The 14,532-nt window shown below is 69.7% G+C and carries 14 protein-coding genes; 10 read left to right on the forward strand and 4 right to left on the reverse strand.

Annotation, left to right across the window (positions count from 1 at the left end; translation table 11 throughout):
* The first annotated feature begins 3 nt into the window (after positions 1-3).
* The gene (locus OG707_RS36160) at positions 4-129 is read left to right on the forward strand and encodes a DUF6126 family protein (RefSeq protein WP_329126012.1); all 126 of its coding nucleotides are present in this window, start codon (positions 4-6) and stop codon (positions 127-129) included.
* On the opposite strand, the gene OG707_RS36165 is transcribed toward OG707_RS36160, so the two are convergent.
* Positions 107-928 carry a tyrosine-protein phosphatase gene (locus tag OG707_RS36165; RefSeq protein ID WP_329126014.1) on the reverse strand — a complete coding sequence of 274 codons (822 nt, stop codon included), beginning with the start codon at positions 926-928 and terminating at the stop codon, positions 107-109. The genes OG707_RS36160 and OG707_RS36165 overlap by 23 nt on opposite strands.
* A 169-nt stretch (positions 929-1,097) precedes the next feature.
* On the opposite strand from OG707_RS36165, the gene OG707_RS36170 reads away from it, so the two are divergent.
* The 8 genes from OG707_RS36170 to OG707_RS36205 all read left to right on the forward strand — a co-directional run bounded on the left by OG707_RS36170 (position 1,098) and on the right by OG707_RS36205 (position 10,690).
* Entirely contained in the window at positions 1,098-3,188 is a 2,091-nt protein-coding gene (locus OG707_RS36170) for an alpha-galactosidase (protein WP_329126016.1), read from the forward strand.
* 259 nt (positions 3,189-3,447) lie between these two features.
* Positions 3,448-5,286, forward strand: coding sequence for a peroxidase family protein (locus OG707_RS36175; RefSeq protein WP_329126019.1), 1,839 nt, complete (start codon positions 3,448-3,450; stop codon positions 5,284-5,286).
* The gene (locus OG707_RS36180) at positions 5,273-6,241 is read left to right on the forward strand and encodes a patatin-like phospholipase family protein (RefSeq protein ID WP_329126021.1); all 969 of its coding nucleotides are present in this window, start codon (positions 5,273-5,275) and stop codon (positions 6,239-6,241) included. The genes OG707_RS36175 and OG707_RS36180 overlap by 14 nt, the downstream gene beginning before the upstream one ends.
* Before the next feature lie 244 nt (positions 6,242-6,485).
* Entirely contained in the window at positions 6,486-7,277 is a 792-nt protein-coding gene (locus OG707_RS36185) for an SGNH/GDSL hydrolase family protein (RefSeq protein ID WP_329126023.1), read from the forward strand.
* 196 nt (positions 7,278-7,473) lie between these two features.
* The gene (locus OG707_RS36190) at positions 7,474-7,974 is read left to right on the forward strand and encodes a GtrA family protein (protein WP_329126025.1); all 501 of its coding nucleotides are present in this window, start codon (positions 7,474-7,476) and stop codon (positions 7,972-7,974) included.
* Positions 7,975-8,039: 65 nt separating this feature from the next.
* Positions 8,040-8,522 (forward strand): hypothetical protein, encoded by a 483-nt coding sequence (locus OG707_RS36195; protein WP_329126027.1) that lies wholly within the window; start codon positions 8,040-8,042, stop codon positions 8,520-8,522.
* A 399-nt stretch (positions 8,523-8,921) separates the two neighbouring features.
* Entirely contained in the window at positions 8,922-9,917 is a 996-nt protein-coding gene (locus OG707_RS36200; RefSeq protein ID WP_329126029.1) for an ATP-binding cassette domain-containing protein, read from the forward strand.
* A complete protein-coding gene (locus OG707_RS36205; RefSeq protein WP_329123365.1) occupies positions 9,914-10,690 on the forward strand; it encodes an ABC transporter permease in 777 nt (258 codons plus the stop codon). Before OG707_RS36200 ends, OG707_RS36205 begins: the two co-directional genes overlap by 4 nt.
* 56 nt (positions 10,691-10,746) lie before the next feature.
* On the opposite strand, the gene OG707_RS36210 is transcribed toward OG707_RS36205, so the two are convergent.
* Positions 10,747-11,655: a carbohydrate kinase family protein gene (locus OG707_RS36210; protein ID WP_329126031.1), complete on the reverse strand. Its 909-nt coding sequence runs from the start codon at positions 11,653-11,655 to the stop codon at positions 10,747-10,749.
* 95 nt (positions 11,656-11,750) lie between these two features.
* Between OG707_RS36210 and OG707_RS36215 the strand changes: the two genes are divergently transcribed.
* Complete coding sequence (locus tag OG707_RS36215) at positions 11,751-12,503, forward strand: SIMPL domain-containing protein (RefSeq protein WP_329126032.1); 753 nt, start codon at positions 11,751-11,753, stop codon at positions 12,501-12,503.
* A 12-nt stretch (positions 12,504-12,515) separates the two neighbouring features.
* Here the strand turns inward: OG707_RS36215 and OG707_RS36220 are convergent, their stop codons facing one another.
* Both OG707_RS36220 and OG707_RS36225 read right to left on the reverse strand, forming a co-directional pair.
* Positions 12,516-13,136 (reverse strand): TetR/AcrR family transcriptional regulator, encoded by a 621-nt coding sequence (locus OG707_RS36220; protein ID WP_329126034.1) that lies wholly within the window; start codon positions 13,134-13,136, stop codon positions 12,516-12,518.
* Between the two features lie 22 nt (positions 13,137-13,158).
* Positions 13,159-14,346 carry a Glu/Leu/Phe/Val dehydrogenase dimerization domain-containing protein gene (locus OG707_RS36225; protein ID WP_329126036.1) on the reverse strand — a complete coding sequence of 396 codons (1,188 nt, stop codon included), beginning with the start codon at positions 14,344-14,346 and terminating at the stop codon, positions 13,159-13,161.
* Positions 14,347-14,532: the final 186 nt, after the last annotated feature.

Below are 14,532 nucleotides of genomic sequence, written 5' to 3' on the forward strand. Positions count from 1 at the left end.
CTCATGACCATGGACGAGGAGAAGAAATTCCCGCGCGGGCTGGTGATCCGGCTCTTCGCGTATCTGGTGGCGGGCCACCTTTTCGCCGGATTCCTCTATCTGCTGTTCACGCTCGGAGGTCAGGGGTGAGCAGCTGCTCGCGCAGGCGCTCGCGCGTCTCGTCCGTCAGCTCGAGGCCTTCGGCGAGATAGCGGTCCGTCGTCCCCCAGACCTCCTCGATGGTGTCGAAGGCGCCTGCGAGGTACTCGGCGCGGGCCTCGAAGAGGGGGCTGAGCAGCGCCAGGATCTCCGGGGCCATCGCGGCGGGGGAGTTGTCGCCGCGCCTGATCTTGTAGCGGCGGTGCGGGTCGTTCGACAGGAGGTAGTCGGCCTCGATGGCGTCGCGCTCGACGCCGACCGCGAGCAGCGAGACGGCGATCGAGAGACCCGCGCGGTCCTTGCCCGCCGCGCAGTGCATCAGGGCCGGGACGCTGTCGTCGGCGAGGGCGTGCAGGACACGGCTGTGCTCGGCGGTGCGCTGCTTGATCATCCTGCGGTACGAGGCGGACATCCGGTCCGCGGCCTTGTTGTCGGCGAGTATGGAACGCAGCTGGTCGAGGCTGCCGTCGCGGACCATCGTCCAGAACTCGGCGCCGTCCGCCGGGTCGGAGAGCGGGATGTTCACATTGAGCACCCCGGGCAGTGCGACGTCCGCGCCTTCGAGGGAGTGGTCGGCGGCGTTGCGGAAGTCGAAGATCGTGTGCAGGCCCAGGGTGGTGAGGAAGGCGGCGTCCTCCTCGGTGGCGTGGGCGAGATGGCCGCTGCGGAAGAGCTTTCCGTACCGCACCTGCCGGCCGTCCACGGTCGGCAGGCCGCCCACATCACGGAAGTTGCGCACTCCGGCCAGTTCGGGCTCTGTCGACGGGACCTGCGGCAGCTGCTGCGTCACGGGGGCTCCTCGGTGTGTGGCTCTGTGTCCTTGCCGTGCTGACCTTGGCATTTCGACGATACGACATGGATGACCGAGGCAATCGTCCCGGCTGCCTCTGACAGGGGCGTTGCCCTTCTGTCGCCGCGCCACCCATGATGTTCGCACCTGTGCGGATCTGGGGGTCTGGATGATTGAGTTCGGTGACAACGGTCGTACCTGGGTGCTCTCCGGGGCCGGTGTCAGCTATGCGCTGCATCTGACGGAACACGACGAGCTGCTGCATCTGCACTGGGGGCCGCGGATCTCCCTCGCCGATGCCGAGGAGCTGGCGGCCGAACCGCCGCCCCGGGCCTCGGGGTTCGAGTCGCCGCTCGACGGGCGCGAGGAGTATCCGGTCGAGGGCGGGGCGCGGTTCGTACGGCCTGCACTGTCGGTGCGTACCGCTCAAGTGCGCGGTACCGAGTGGCGGTTCGCGGACTCCTCGGTGGACGGGGACGAACTGCGGCTGCGGTTCGTTGACGGGGTGCACGGTCTGGGGATCACCCTGCACTACCGGGTGCGGGACGACTTCGACGTGATCGAGCGCTGGGTCACCGTGGCGCACCAGGGCGACGGGCCCGCGGTGGAGGTCCTGCGGGCCGACGGGGCCACCTGGACGCTGCCCGTGCGCGACGGGTGGCGGCTGAGCCAGCTGCACGGGCGGTGGGCGGCCGAGAGCCGGCTCGTACGCTCCGATCTGACGTACGGCGAGAAGGTGCTCTCCAGCCGGCGCGGGCACACCGGGCACCAGCACCTGCCGTGGGTCGCGCTCGACGCGGAGGGGGCGACCGAGGACCACGGACAGGTCTACGGGTGCGCGCTCGCGTGGTCCGGGTCGTGGCGGATCGCCGTACAGCAGCTGCCGGACGGTGCGGTGCAGATCAACGGCGGTGCGGGATACGACGATTCGGGTCTGGTGCTGCTGGCGGCGGGGGAGTCGTACACCTCGCCCGTCTTCGCCGGGCTGTGGAGCGAGCACGGGTTCGGCGGGGCGAGCAGGGCGTGGCACGCCTGGCAGCTGGCGCATGTGATCCCTGATGCGGGGGAGGTGCGGCCCGTTCTCTACAACTCCTGGGAGGCCACCACCTTCGACATCTCCGAGGACCAGCAGCGGGCGCTCGCGCGCCGGGCGGCGGAGATGGGCGTGGAGCTGTTCGTCGTCGACGATGCGTGGTTCGGGAAGCGGGTCAGCGACCGGGCAGGTCTCGGCGACTGGACGCCCAACCCCGACCGCTTCCCCGGCGGGCTCAAGCCCCTCGCCGATGAAGTGCACTCCCTGGGCATGCAGTTCGGGATCTGGGTCGAGCCGGAGATGGTCAACCCCGACAGCGATCTCTACCGGGCCCACCCGGACTGGGTGCAGCACCATCCCGGGCGGCGGCGGACCGAGTTCCGTAACCAGCTGGTGCTCAACCTTGCGCGGAAGGATGTACGGGAGTGTCTGTGGGAGCAGCTGGACGCGCTGCTCTCCTCCGCGCCCATCGACTATGTGAAGTGGGACTTCAACCGCTGCTTCACCGATGCCGGCTGGCCCGGGGAGCCGTACCCGCAGAAGCTGTGGGTCGAGCATGTGGCGGGGCTCTACGCGCTCCTCGACCGGCTGCGCGCAGCTCATCCCGGGGTCGCCTTCGAATCCTGCTCGGGAGGCGGGGGCAGGATCGACCTCGGGATTCTCTCCCGTACGGACCAGGTGTGGACCTCCGACAACACCGACCCGCTCGACCGGCTCGCGATCCAGGACGGCTTCAGCCAGATCCATCCGGCGAGGGTGATGGCCGCCTGGGTCACCGACAGCCCCAATACGCAGCTCAACGGGCGGATCAGTTCACTCCGGTTCCGTTTTGTAAGCGCCATGGCGGGTGTGCTCGGGGTCGGCGGCGACCTCACCGAGTGGAGCGAGGAGGAACGCGCCGAGGCGCGCGGCTGGGTGGAGCTCTACAAGAAGATCAGGCCCGTGGTGCAGGGCGGGGAGCTCCACCGGCTGCGGGCGCCCGAAGGGGGACTGAGCGCCGTTCAGTACGTACGGGGCGACGATGTCGTCGTCCTGGCATGGCTGCAGGCGCAGCACTACGGCGAGCAGCCACCGGCCGTACGGCTCAAGGGAATTGACCCGGCCGCCGCCTACGAATGCCTGGAAACCGGGGCCGTCCACCGTGGTTCCGTACTGCTCCACCGAGGGCTGCGCACCGGGCTGCGCGGAGACCTCGACGCCGCGGTCTTCCGGCTGCGCCGCCGCTGACGCAACCCGGCCATGAACGCTCCGCTCCGGTGGGGCGGACGGGTCACGACGGCAGTGCGGGGGCCGCCACGGACGCAGGGTCCGGGGCGGCCCCCGCACTGCCGTCTGCGGTTGTGCGGTGTGGCGTACGCCGGTGCAAACAGCAGGAGCTGATCGAGGAAGAGGCCCGAAACTGGCGTATCCGGCTCCACCGACCGCCGAGTAGCGTCGCAGCCCCACAGCAGGTATGCGCAGGGACATTCCCTCAGGGGGGAACTCGATGGACTACCGCACCTCACTGCCGTGGCGGATCGTCACGGGGATCGCCCAGTACGTCGACGACCGGATCGGCTGGGACAAGCTGCCCGTCCCGCTCGGTCTCGGCACGCTCCTCGGACTGCGCGTCAAGCTCCGCCAGGAGAACCTCCACGACACCGATGCCCTCCCCGCGGTCAATGTGCCGGAGCCGGCGCCGCCCACGGACTCGTACAAGGTCAACCGGACCGCCGACGGCAGCTACAACGACCTCGGATCGCCCCGGATGGGCATGGCCGGGACCCGCTTCGGCCGCAACATCCCCCTCGACAAGATCCCTCCGGCCACCCCCGAGGACGTCCTGTCGGCACCGAACCCGCGCGAGGTCAGCCGCGCGCTGCTCACCCGCGGCGAGCTGATCGCCGCCGAGTCGGTCAACTCCCTGGTGGCCGCCTGGCTGCAGTTCATGATCCGCGACTGGTTCAGCCACGGCACGAGTCCGAGCGAACGGCCCTGGACGGTACCGCTCCTGGACGACGACCCGTGGCCCGAGCAGCCCATGCAGATCATGCGTACGCCCGACGACCCGACCCGTGACCCGCACGCGCCCGCCGGTACGCCCGACACCCGCGTCAACACCTTCTCGCACTGGTGGGACGCCTCCCAGATCTACGGCACCGGCGAAGAGGAACAGCGCGAGATGCGCACCGGCGAGCACGGGAAGCTGCACGTGTGGGACGACGAGCGCATGCCGTTCCCGTCCGGCGCCGACCGCGACCCGTCCCGGGTGCCGGGCTTCTGGCTCGGACTCGCCCTGATGCAGGGGCTGTTCACGCGCGAGCACAACGCGGTCTGCGACCATCTGCACGCCGCGTACCCGAAGTGGGACGACGAGGAGATCTTCCAGCGGGCCCGGCTGGTCACCGCCGCACTCATCGCGAAGATCCACACCGTGGAGTGGACCCCCGCCGTCATCAGCCACCCCACCACCGTCGTCGCGCTGCGCGCCAACTGGTGGGGCCTCGCGGGCGAGCGGGTGCACGACCTCTTCGGCCGGATCAGCGGCTCCGAGGTGATCAGCGGCATCCCGGGCGGCGAGACCGACCACTACGGCATTCCGTACGCGCTCACCGAGGAGTTCGTCGCCGTCTACCGGATGCACCCCCTCGTACGCGACGATTGGAGTCTGCGCGCCGCCGGCGACAACACCTCGCTGCGCGAGTGCTCCTTCCGGGACATCGCGGGACCCGAGGCGCTGAAGGTCCTGGAGACCATCCCGACCGCCGACCTCTTCTACAGCTTCGGCACGCTCCACCCGGGCCTGGTCACGCTGCACAACTTCCCCAAGTTCCTGCAGGAGTACGAGCGCCCCGACGGCCATCTGCAGGACCTGGCGGCCACCGACATCCTGCGCTCGCGCGAACTGGGTGTGCCCCGGTACAACGAGTTCCGCCGGCTGCTGCGGCTGAAGCCCGCCGCGGACTTCGAGGACCTCACCGGAAACCCGAAGTGGGCCGAGGAGATCAAGCGGGTCTACGGGGGCGACATCGAGAAGGTCGACCTGAGCGTGGGGATGTTCGCGGAGAAGCTGCCCGCCGGGTTCGCCTTCAGCGACACGGCCTTCCGGATCTTCATCCTGATGGCCTCGCGCCGCCTCAACAGCGACCGGTTCTTCACCGAGTACTACACGCCCGAGGTGTACTCGAAGGCCGGTATCCAGTGGATCGACGACAACTCGATGATGACCGTCCTGCTGCGCCACCACCCCGAACTGCGCACCGCCATGGCCGGGTTGACGAACGCCTTCGCCCCCTGGAACACCGCTGCTGCCGCCAAGGGGGCAAAGGGACATGCCGAAGGCTGATCTCGTACTGGAAGGCGGCGGCGTCCGCGGCCTCGGCTCGGCGGGCGCGGTGATCCGGCTGCTGGACGAGGGATACACCTTCCCGCGAGCCGCCGGGACCTCGGTCGGCGCGATCGCGGCGGCCTTCGTGGCCGCCGGCATGGACGGCAAACAGCTGCGCTCCGTCATGGACCGGCTCGACCTCTCCATGATCCCCGACCGGATGCGGCCCGGAGTGCCCCTGCTGAGCGAGGGGCTCTCGCTGCTGGGTGCGCGCGGTGCGTACAAGGGGGAGTGGATCCGCGAGTGGCTGGAGGAGGAGCTCGCCGAACTCGGTGTCTCCACCTTCGCCGACCTGCGGCGCAACGATCCGGAGGCCGACGGTGCGCTGGAGGACGACCAGAAGTACAAGCTGGTGGTGATGGCGACCGATGTCACGCGCGGCCGGCTGCTCCGGCTGCCGTGGGACTACCACCTCTTCCATCTGAACCCCGACGAACAGTCGGTCGCGGAGGCGGTGCGCTGCTCGCTGTCGATTCCGTTCTACTTCCGGCCGCGTACGCTCACCGACGCGGTCACCAAGGACGCGTCCGTGATCGTCGACGGCGGGGTGCTGTCGAACTTCGCGGTGGAGATCTTCGACCGCAGGGACGGCAAGGAGTCGCGCTGGCCGACCTTCGGCGTGCAGATCCTGCCCGATCTCCCGGCGGGGAACGCGGAGTTGTTCCCCGCGCTCGCCGTGGTGATGTCACCGACGCTGCAGTTGCTGCAGCAGGTGGTGGCCACCGCGATGGTGGGACGGGACCAGACGCACATGGACCAGCCCGGCGTACGGGAGCGGACGATGGCCGTCGACTGTTCGGGGGTGGGCATCACGGACTTCGCGCTCGGGGCCGCGCAGCGGGAAGCGGTGGTGGAGGAAGGGGCGAAAGCCGCCGGGGCGTTCCTGCGGAGGTGGGACGACGCCCATCGGTGAGGGGGAGCTGTGCGTCGGGGCGGCCCACCAGGACGAGCCGCCCCGTGACGGCCCGGCCATCGTCGTCGGTCACCGTCCCGGTGACGGACGTGCGCAACGTGAAGATTATGCGCCCGTCCGGCGCGGCGGGAGACCCGTCACTTATTCCGGCTTTACCCAAATCTGACCCGGTGGTTTAGATCACCCCGCGTCAACCCTTTATCCGGTCGCGTAAGTCACACACCGCGATGCAGGATGGGTCCTTGTGGCTGACGATTCGAGATTCAAGAACAGTGACCTCATCGGCTCGTACGCGGCACTCGGGGACAGTTTCACCGAAGGGGTCGGCGACCCCGGACCGGACGGGACCTTCGTGGGCTGGGCCGACCGGCTCGCCGTGCTCCTCGACGACCGCGTACCCGAACACACCTTCCGGTACGCGAATCTGGCGGTGCGGGGCAAGCTCCTCGACCAGATCATCGAGGAGCAGGTGCCGCGCGCGAAGGAGCTCGCTCCGGACCTGGTGAGCTTCAGCGCCGGCGGGAACGACATCATCCGCCCGGGTTCCGACCCGGACGACACGGCCGAGCGCTTCGAGCGGGCCCTCGCCGATCTGCTCGGATCGGTCGGCACCGTCATGGTGACCACTGGGTTCGACACCCGCGGCGTTCCGGTCCTGCGCCATCTGCGCGGCAAGATCGCCACGTACAACGAGCACGTCCGGGTCATCGCGGCGCGCTACGACTGTCCGGTGCTCGACCTCTGGTCGCTCAAGACCGTTCAAGACAGGCGGGCTTGGGACGCGGACCGGCTGCACCTCTCGCCGGAGGGGCACACCCGCGTGGCACTGCGCGCCGGACAGGTCCTCGGACTCGAGGTCCCCGCCGACCCGGACCAGCCCTGGCCGCCGGAGCCGCCGCGCGGCTCGGCCGAGGTGCGGCGCGACAACCTGCACTGGGCGCGCGAGCATCTGGTGCCGTGGATCGGGCGACGACTGCGGGGCGAGAGCTCCGGGGATCACGTCGAGGCGAAGAGGCCGGATCTGCTGCCGCTCTGAATCGATAATCGACCCCTCTGACCTGCGGCTTCGTGTTGCATGGCTCAGCATGGCGCCGACTGGGGGGAAAGTGGCGCCATAAATGGCTTGTGGTGGCGCCACTATGTGCGCCATGATGGCCGCACAAGCGATGAGCCGTCCGGCCTCGAGCGGGCCGGGTTCTCATCGAAGGGGCGGTTGTCGAAGGGGCGGGATCATGGAGTCAGCGCAGCAGCAGTCGCAGACAGCACCCGGCGCCGCCGTTGCCTTCGCCCGGTTCGTGCTCTGCGGTGGTGGCGTCGGTGTCGCCTCCAGCTTCGCGGTGGCCGCGCTCGCCGCCTGCATGCCGTGGGCCCTGGCCAACGCCCTGATCACCGTGGCCTCGACCGTCCTCGCCACCGAGCTGCACGCCCGCTTCACCTTTGGTGCGGGTGGTCGCGCGACCTGGCGCCAGCATGTGCAGTCGGCGGGGTCCGCCGGGGCTGCGTACGTCGTGACCTGCGCGGCGATGTTCGTTCTGCATCAACTCGTGGCGGCGCCGGGAGCGATGCTCGATCAGGTCGTCTATCTGTCGGCCTCCGCGTTCGCCGGGGTCGCGCGGTTCGCCGTGCTGCGGCTCGTGGTCTTCGCGGGCAGCCGCAGGAAGAGTCCGGCCCCGGCCGCCGCTTCGGTCCGGGTCCTGGCCCCGGCTCCGGCCCCCGTGGCCCTGACTGCGTAACCCTGCCGCACCATCGTGGCGCCACGCGATTTGCCGTGGTGTCACGTTGGTGCCATCGTTGCGTTATGGACCTCGCTCCCTACGTCGAGAACCTCTGCCGTGAACTCGCCGTCGCTGCCGCGGCCGGCGGGGCCGAAGCCCGCGCCCTGGGTGAACGGCTCGCGGCCCAGCTGGAGTCGGCCGCCCGGCTCACCCTGCTGAACGTGCTGTCCGACGCTATGGATGAGGTGACGCGGGAGCTGGCTCCGGGTTCGGTCGATGTGCGGCTGCGGGGGCTTGATCCCGAGTTCGTGGTCGCCGCTCCGCCCGTTCGTGACGACTCCGGTGCGGTCCGTGCGCCGATGGCGCCAGTTGTGCCTGAGGGCGTCGGGGAGGGTGCCGCTTCGCGCATCAACTTCCGCCCGCCCGCCCGGCTCAAGGCCCGGATCGAGCAGGCCGCGAACCGCGAGGGGCTCTCGGTCAACTCCTGGCTGGTGCGGGCCGTCGCCGCCGTTCCGGAGCTGTCGGATGATCAACGTGGCGCCCGTGCAGGGGACTTGGGGCGTTAAGAACGCGTCAGGGAATGCATTCCCTCTAGGAAAAAAACCGCTGGGTTGGTTTCATGGCGGGCGACGTTCTGCCTTTCACGCACCCCCCACGGAGCGCCCCGATCGAGGTTGCCGTCGAACGCGTAGCGCGTCGATGGCGCCAAGATGGCGCCCTCGTCCCGGCCATCTGCTGGTGCGGGGGCGTACTTGTGTGGCGCGCATCTCTGCTGGTCGGGCGGGTGGGGGTGGGGTGATCGAAAGATGTGGCGCCAAAGTGACTCGACATGGCGCCACTGATGCGCCATCATAGAGATGCGAGCGCGGCGCACCACCCCGTGGATGCGCCGGTCATGCGCCACCCAGGCACCGCGGCCCGTTGGGCCGTCCCCGACCGACCCCCTGATGAAAGGCCCGCCCGCCATGAATGCCTCGGCCCAGGTGTCCACCACCACGCGCGCAGCCGCGATCTCCGCGATCGGGCTGCGCAAGTCCTACGGCGACAAGGTCGTGCTCGACGGCATCGATCTGCGTATCCCGGAAGGCACGGTGTTCGCTCTCCTCGGTCCGAACGGTGCCGGGAAGACGACCGCTGTGAAGATTCTTTCCACGCTGATCTCCGCCGACGGCGGGGAGGCGCACGTTGGTGGTCATGATCTGGTCGCGAAGGCGCAGTCGGTGCGGTCGGTGATCGGTGTGACCGGTCAGTTCTCCGCTGTCGACGGTCTGATCACCGGTGAGGAGAACATGCTCCTCATGGCCGACCTGCACCACCTCTCCAAGGCTGAGGGGCGCAGGGTCACGGCTGAACTCCTGGAGCGTTTCGATCTGGTGGAGGCGGCGAAGAAGCCGGCCTCGACGTATTCGGGCGGGATGAAGCGCCGGCTGGACATCGCGATGACGCTGGTCGGGAGCCCGCGGATCATTTTCCTCGACGAGCCGACGACCGGTCTCGACCCGCGGTCGCGTCACACGATGTGGGGGATCATCCGTGAGCTGGTCACGGGCGGTGTGACTGTTTTCCTGACCACCCAGTACTTGGACGAGGCGGATGAACTCGCCGACCGTATCGCGGTGTTGAGTGACGGGAAGATCGCCGCGGAAGGCACCGCGGAGGAGCTCAAGCGTCTGGTCCCCGGCGGGCACGTACGGCTGCGCTTCACCGACCCCGGCGCCTACCAGGCTGCGGCTCTGGCGCTCGGTGAGGCCTCCGGTGACGACGAAGCGCTGACCCTTCAGGTCCCGAGCAACGGCAGTCAGCGTGATCTGCGTTCGATCCTCGACCGGCTGGATGTCGCCGGCATCGAAGCCGACGAACTGACCGTCCACACCCCCGACCTCGACGACGTCTTCTTCGCCCTCACCGGCGACAACACCGTCCCCAGCCAGACCACTCCGTCCAAGGAGACAGTCCGATGAGCTCCCTCTCCCTTGTTGTGCGCGACTCGAACACGATGCTGCGCCGCAATCTGCTGCATGCGCGCCGCTATCCGTCGCTGACGCTGAACCTGCTGCTCACTCCGGTGATGCTGCTCCTGCTGTTCGTCTACATCTTCGGTGACACGATGAGCGGCGGTGCGGGCCGCTCCGCCTACATCGCCTACCTGGTGCCGGGCATCCTGCTGATGACGATCGGCTCGACCACGGTCGGCACCGCCGTCTCGGTCTCCACCGACATGAACGAGGGCATCATCGCCCGTTTCCGCACCATGGCCATCCACCGTGGTTCGGTGCTGATCGGGCATGTGATCGGCAGTGTGTTGCAGGCCATCATCAGCGTGGTCCTGGTCGGTGCGGTCGGTGTCGCGATGGGCTTCCGCTCCACCGACGCCAGCGTGCTGGAGTGGCTGGCGGCCTTCGGCCTGCTCGCCCTCTTCGCCCTGGCGTTCACGTGGATCGCCGTCGGGATGGGCCTGGGCAGCCCGAATGCGGAGGCGGCCAGCAACAGTGCGATGCCGCTGATCCTGCTGCCGCTGATCTCCAGCGCCTTCGTGCCGCTGCACTCGATGCCGGGCTGGTTCCAGCCGATCGCCGAGTACCAGCCCTTCACCCCGGCCATCGAGACCCTGCGCGGACTGCTCCTGGGCACCGAGATCGGCAACAACTGGTGGATCGCGCTGGTCTGGTGCGTGGGCCTGACCGTCCTGGGCTACCGCTGGTCGCAGTCCCAGTTCAACAACGACGCCAAGTAACCATCAGGACAGCAGCGGTGCGCAGACCTCCGGCCGGAGGTCTGCGCACCGCTTTGTCAGTTCTGACCGGCGAGGAGCTCGTCCGCGCCGATGAGGGCGGTGGAGCCCGGTGCCGTACAGGCGAAGGCGCCGGAGACCGCGCCCAGCCGGGCGCACTCCAGAGCGTCCCGTCCGGCCAGCCTGCCGTACAGGAAGCCGCTGACGTAGGCGTCGCCCGCGCCGTTGGAGTCCACCACGGGGGCGGGCGGCACGGTCGCCGGAACGTGGACCGGTGCCGGTCCGCCGTTCCGAATGAGGACGTACGAGCCGTCCGCCCCCGCCGTGGCGACGACGACCTCGGCGCGGCCCTCGCGGATGATCTCGGCCATCACGGCCCCGGTGCGGTCGCCTGCGCCGGCCGCGCTGAAGAAGACGACGTCGGAGCGGAGGGCGAACTCCCTGTGGTGGTCGGCCAGTCCGTCCCAGTCGTGCAGATCCGTGGAGGAGGGGACGCCGAGGGCCTCGATGTCGTCGTACAGATGGCGTGCGAAATCCATGATGGAGAGATGTACATGGCGGGTGCGCCGCAGTAGCGGGAGGTAGTGGTCCCGCGGCATGCGGAGGTCCGCCGGGTCGCGGCCGTCGTAGAAGGACATGCGGCGGCCGGTCGCGTCCACCAGATTGACCGCGCGCCGGGTGCCCGCGGCCGAGATCAGCGGGGCGAACTCCACGTTCCCCTTGGCCAGCCGCTCGCGCACCTGGGCGCCGATCCAGTCGTCCCCGATGTAGTCGGCCAGCGCAGAGCGCAGGCCGAGTGCGCGGGTACCCAGGGCCACATTGCCGCCGGTGTGGCCGGGCCACTCCTCGATGGGGCCGACATGGACCGAGTCGGCGAGCGGAACGGGCAGGGCGTCGACACGGACGACCGTGTCCACTCCGCTGCCGCCGACCACCAAGACGTCGTACTCCGTGTGCTGTTGAACCACGATTCCGCCTCTCTGTTCCCGCCGTGTCCCAGTATCCCCGGTGCCCGGAAGTGATGGGATGTGCCCCGACCCTCCTGCGGAAGGAAACATTCCAGATGTCTGTACGCACCTCGTCGGCCGTCGCCAAGTCGCTGGCCGCGGCCGTTCTCACCGGTGGCCTCCTGACGGCCGGTGTCACCCCGGCGGCTGCCGTCGTCTCCGTGGCGCCCGCCGCCGACCCGGCACCCGCGACCGTCACCGTGACCGGGGAGGGGTCCGCGTCGACCGCCCCCGACATGGCCGTCCTCACCGCCGGGGTCGAGGTCACCGAACCGACGGCCAAGGAGGCCCTTGCCGCCCAGTCCGCCGCCTCCGCCGAGCTGCTCGCCGCGCTGCGGAAGCAGGGGATCGCCGACCGCGACGTGCAGACGGAGAGCCTCTCGCTGAACGCCGTCTACCAGCAGGACACGGCGGGCGGCCAGGCCAAGCTGACCGGATACCAGGCGGGGCAGGCCTTCTCCGTCAAGATCCGTGACATCCGCAAGGTCGGCGCGGTGATCCAGGCGGCGATGGACGCGACGGGCGACGCGGGCCGCGTCAACGGAGTCGCTTTCGACGTGGCCGACCCGGCAGCCCTGCAGACCGCAGCGCGCAAGGCCGCCGCGCACGACGCCCACGACAAGGCCGCACAGCACGCGAAGCTCGCCGGGCGCAGGCTCGGCCGGCTGGTGTCGCTGACCGAGGGGGAGAGCGGTCGGCCGCGTCCGGTGGCCATGCCGGCGGTCGCGTACGACAAGGAGAGCGTGCCGGTCGCGCCGGGCGAGATCGAGGACCAGATCCAGGTCACTGCGGTGTACGAGCTGAACTGACGGCGCCCGGGATCAGCGCGCCGAGTCGGCCAACTCCGCGCGCTCCAGGCCCAGTTCGCGGGCGAGCGCCTCGTCGGTCCACTCCAGCATCGTGGCCTTGGTGAGGGCTCCCGCGTACGACGTCATCTGTACGGCGAGCCCGTCGAGCAGCGCGGTCAGCCGCCACGCCGCCGCCGACGGGTCCGCGCACACGAACTCGCCCGCAGCCGCCCCCTCGGCGATCACCTCGGCCAGCGCCGCCTTCCACTGCTGGTCGAGTTCGCGAGTCACCGAGCGCAGGGCCGGTTCGCGCAGGGAGGCCGCCCAGCCCTCGATCCACAGCCGCCAGCCCTTGGCCTGGCCGGTCGGTGCGTACCAGCGGACGGCGGCGCGCAGCCTGCGGACCGCGCTCGTACGGCGGCCGAGCAGCTTGCGCAGATGTGCGAGGTCGCCTTCGGCGGCATACGTGAAGGCCGCCGCGACGAGGTTCTCCTTGGTGGAGTAGTGGTAGAGCACCAGTGCGTTGCTCACGCCCAGGGCGGAGGCGACATCGGCGATGCGTACCGCGGCGACCCCCCGGGACTGGATCTGCTCGACGGCGGCGCGCAACAACTCCTCGCGCCTCTCCTCCACGCTCAACCGGACTCTGGCCACGCGGCAACCCTAGTCCCCGCCGTCAGTACCAGCCGAACCGGTCCGCGATCACCGGCAGCCGGTCCGCGACGATCGCGTGGGCAGCGGCCCGGGGTGTTGTGCCGTCCGCCTCGGCGCGTGCCAGCATCTGGTCGATCAGCGTGCGCATGGAGCGGCGCGTGTACGCGAACGCCTCCTCCGCGTCGGCGCCGATGTCACCGAAGAGGGTCCACCACCACCAGGCGTTCGTACCCGAGTTGACGACCACATCGGGCAGTACGGTGATCCCGCGCGCGGCCAGGAGCTCCTCCGCCTCCGCGAGGACCGGCATGTTCGCCGCCTCGACGATCCAACGGGCCGTGATCTGCGCCTGGTTGGCCTCGGTGACGGCGTACGAGACCGCGGCCGGCACCAGCACCTCGGCATCCGCCGACAGCCAGGCGTCGCCCGGCAGCTCGCGGTCGCCCTCCCGCAGGACGGAGCGGTCCACGGCCCCGTACCCGTCGCGCGCGGCGAGCAGCGCCTCGACGTCGAGACCGGCCGGGTTCGCGATCGTGCCCCTGATGTCGGCCACGGCGACGATCCGCAGACCGGCGCGGGCGAGGAAGCGCGCGGTCGCCCCGCCCATCGTGCCGAGCCCCTGCACCGAGACGCGCGTCCCCTCGTGACCGACACCCGCCCGGTCCAGGGCGGCCAGCACCGACTCGGCGACACCGCAGCCGCCCACCAGCTCGTCGAGACCGATGCCGTCCACCTCCACGGCGAAGGCCGCCGCGAGGCGCTCGCGTGCCTCCGCCTCGTTGTCGAGGAGCGGGTACACGGCCTGGATCGAGGAGACGAGCCCGGCCTCGGCCGCCGCCTTGTCCACGATGTCCTGGGTCAGCCCGAGATCCTCGCCGGTGGTCCAGAAGCGCTCGATGTACGGGCGCATCGCGCGCAGATAGCGGACCAGGATGCCGTACGCGGCCGGGTCCTGCGGGTCGCAGTCGATGCCGCCCTTCGCGCCGCCGAGCGGGATGTAGCGAACCGATGAGTCTGCAGCGTTGTAGTGCAGGGCCTCCTTCATCGTCATGCCGCGTGCCAGGCCCGCGACCTCCTCCAGGGTGCAGCCGGGGCGCATCCGCAGGCCGCCGCTGGAGACGCCGCGCACCAGGCGGTCGACGACCAGGTGGCCCCGGCGACCGGTGACATGGTCGGTCCAGGTCAGGGAGATGAGGGGGGCGGCGGTCATGAGGCGGACTCCTCGGGGACGGATTAACTGAACCGTCGGTCAGTATCTGAAGGCTGTGCACCCCTGTCAATGCGCCTTTGTGCTGAACAGATGATCAGTAGCTGGGGGTGTCCCGTAACCGGAGCGTTCCTCCCCTGTCGTACCGGCCGCACATAATGGAGCGGACATCGAACACCAGGAGGTCAC

The organism is Streptomyces sp. NBC_01465, from assembly GCF_036227325.1.
Lineage (GTDB): Bacteria > Actinomycetota > Actinomycetes > Streptomycetales > Streptomycetaceae > Streptomyces.

Bases quoted from the DNA above. Each gene is read 5' to 3' on its own strand.
- OG707_RS36160 (WP_329126012.1), top strand. From the start codon at position 4: ATGACCATGGACGAGGAGAAGAAATTCCCGCGCGGGCTGGTGATCCGG.
- OG707_RS36170 (WP_329126016.1), top strand. From the start codon at position 1,098: ATGATTGAGTTCGGTGACAACGGTCGTACCTGGGTGCTCTCCGGGGCC.
- OG707_RS36175 (WP_329126019.1), top strand. From the start codon at position 3,448: ATGGACTACCGCACCTCACTGCCGTGGCGGATCGTCACGGGGATCGCC.
- OG707_RS36180 (WP_329126021.1), top strand. From the start codon at position 5,273: ATGCCGAAGGCTGATCTCGTACTGGAAGGCGGCGGCGTCCGCGGCCTC.
- OG707_RS36190 (WP_329126025.1), top strand. From the start codon at position 7,474: ATGGAGTCAGCGCAGCAGCAGTCGCAGACAGCACCCGGCGCCGCCGTT.
- OG707_RS36195 (WP_329126027.1), top strand. From the start codon at position 8,040: ATGGACCTCGCTCCCTACGTCGAGAACCTCTGCCGTGAACTCGCCGTC.
- OG707_RS36200 (WP_329126029.1), top strand. From the start codon at position 8,922: ATGAATGCCTCGGCCCAGGTGTCCACCACCACGCGCGCAGCCGCGATC.
- OG707_RS36205 (WP_329123365.1), top strand. From the start codon at position 9,914: ATGAGCTCCCTCTCCCTTGTTGTGCGCGACTCGAACACGATGCTGCGC.
- OG707_RS36215 (WP_329126032.1), top strand. From the start codon at position 11,751: ATGTCTGTACGCACCTCGTCGGCCGTCGCCAAGTCGCTGGCCGCGGCC.
- OG707_RS36225 (WP_329126036.1), bottom strand. From the start codon at position 14,346: ATGACCGCCGCCCCCCTCATCTCCCTGACCTGGACCGACCATGTCACC.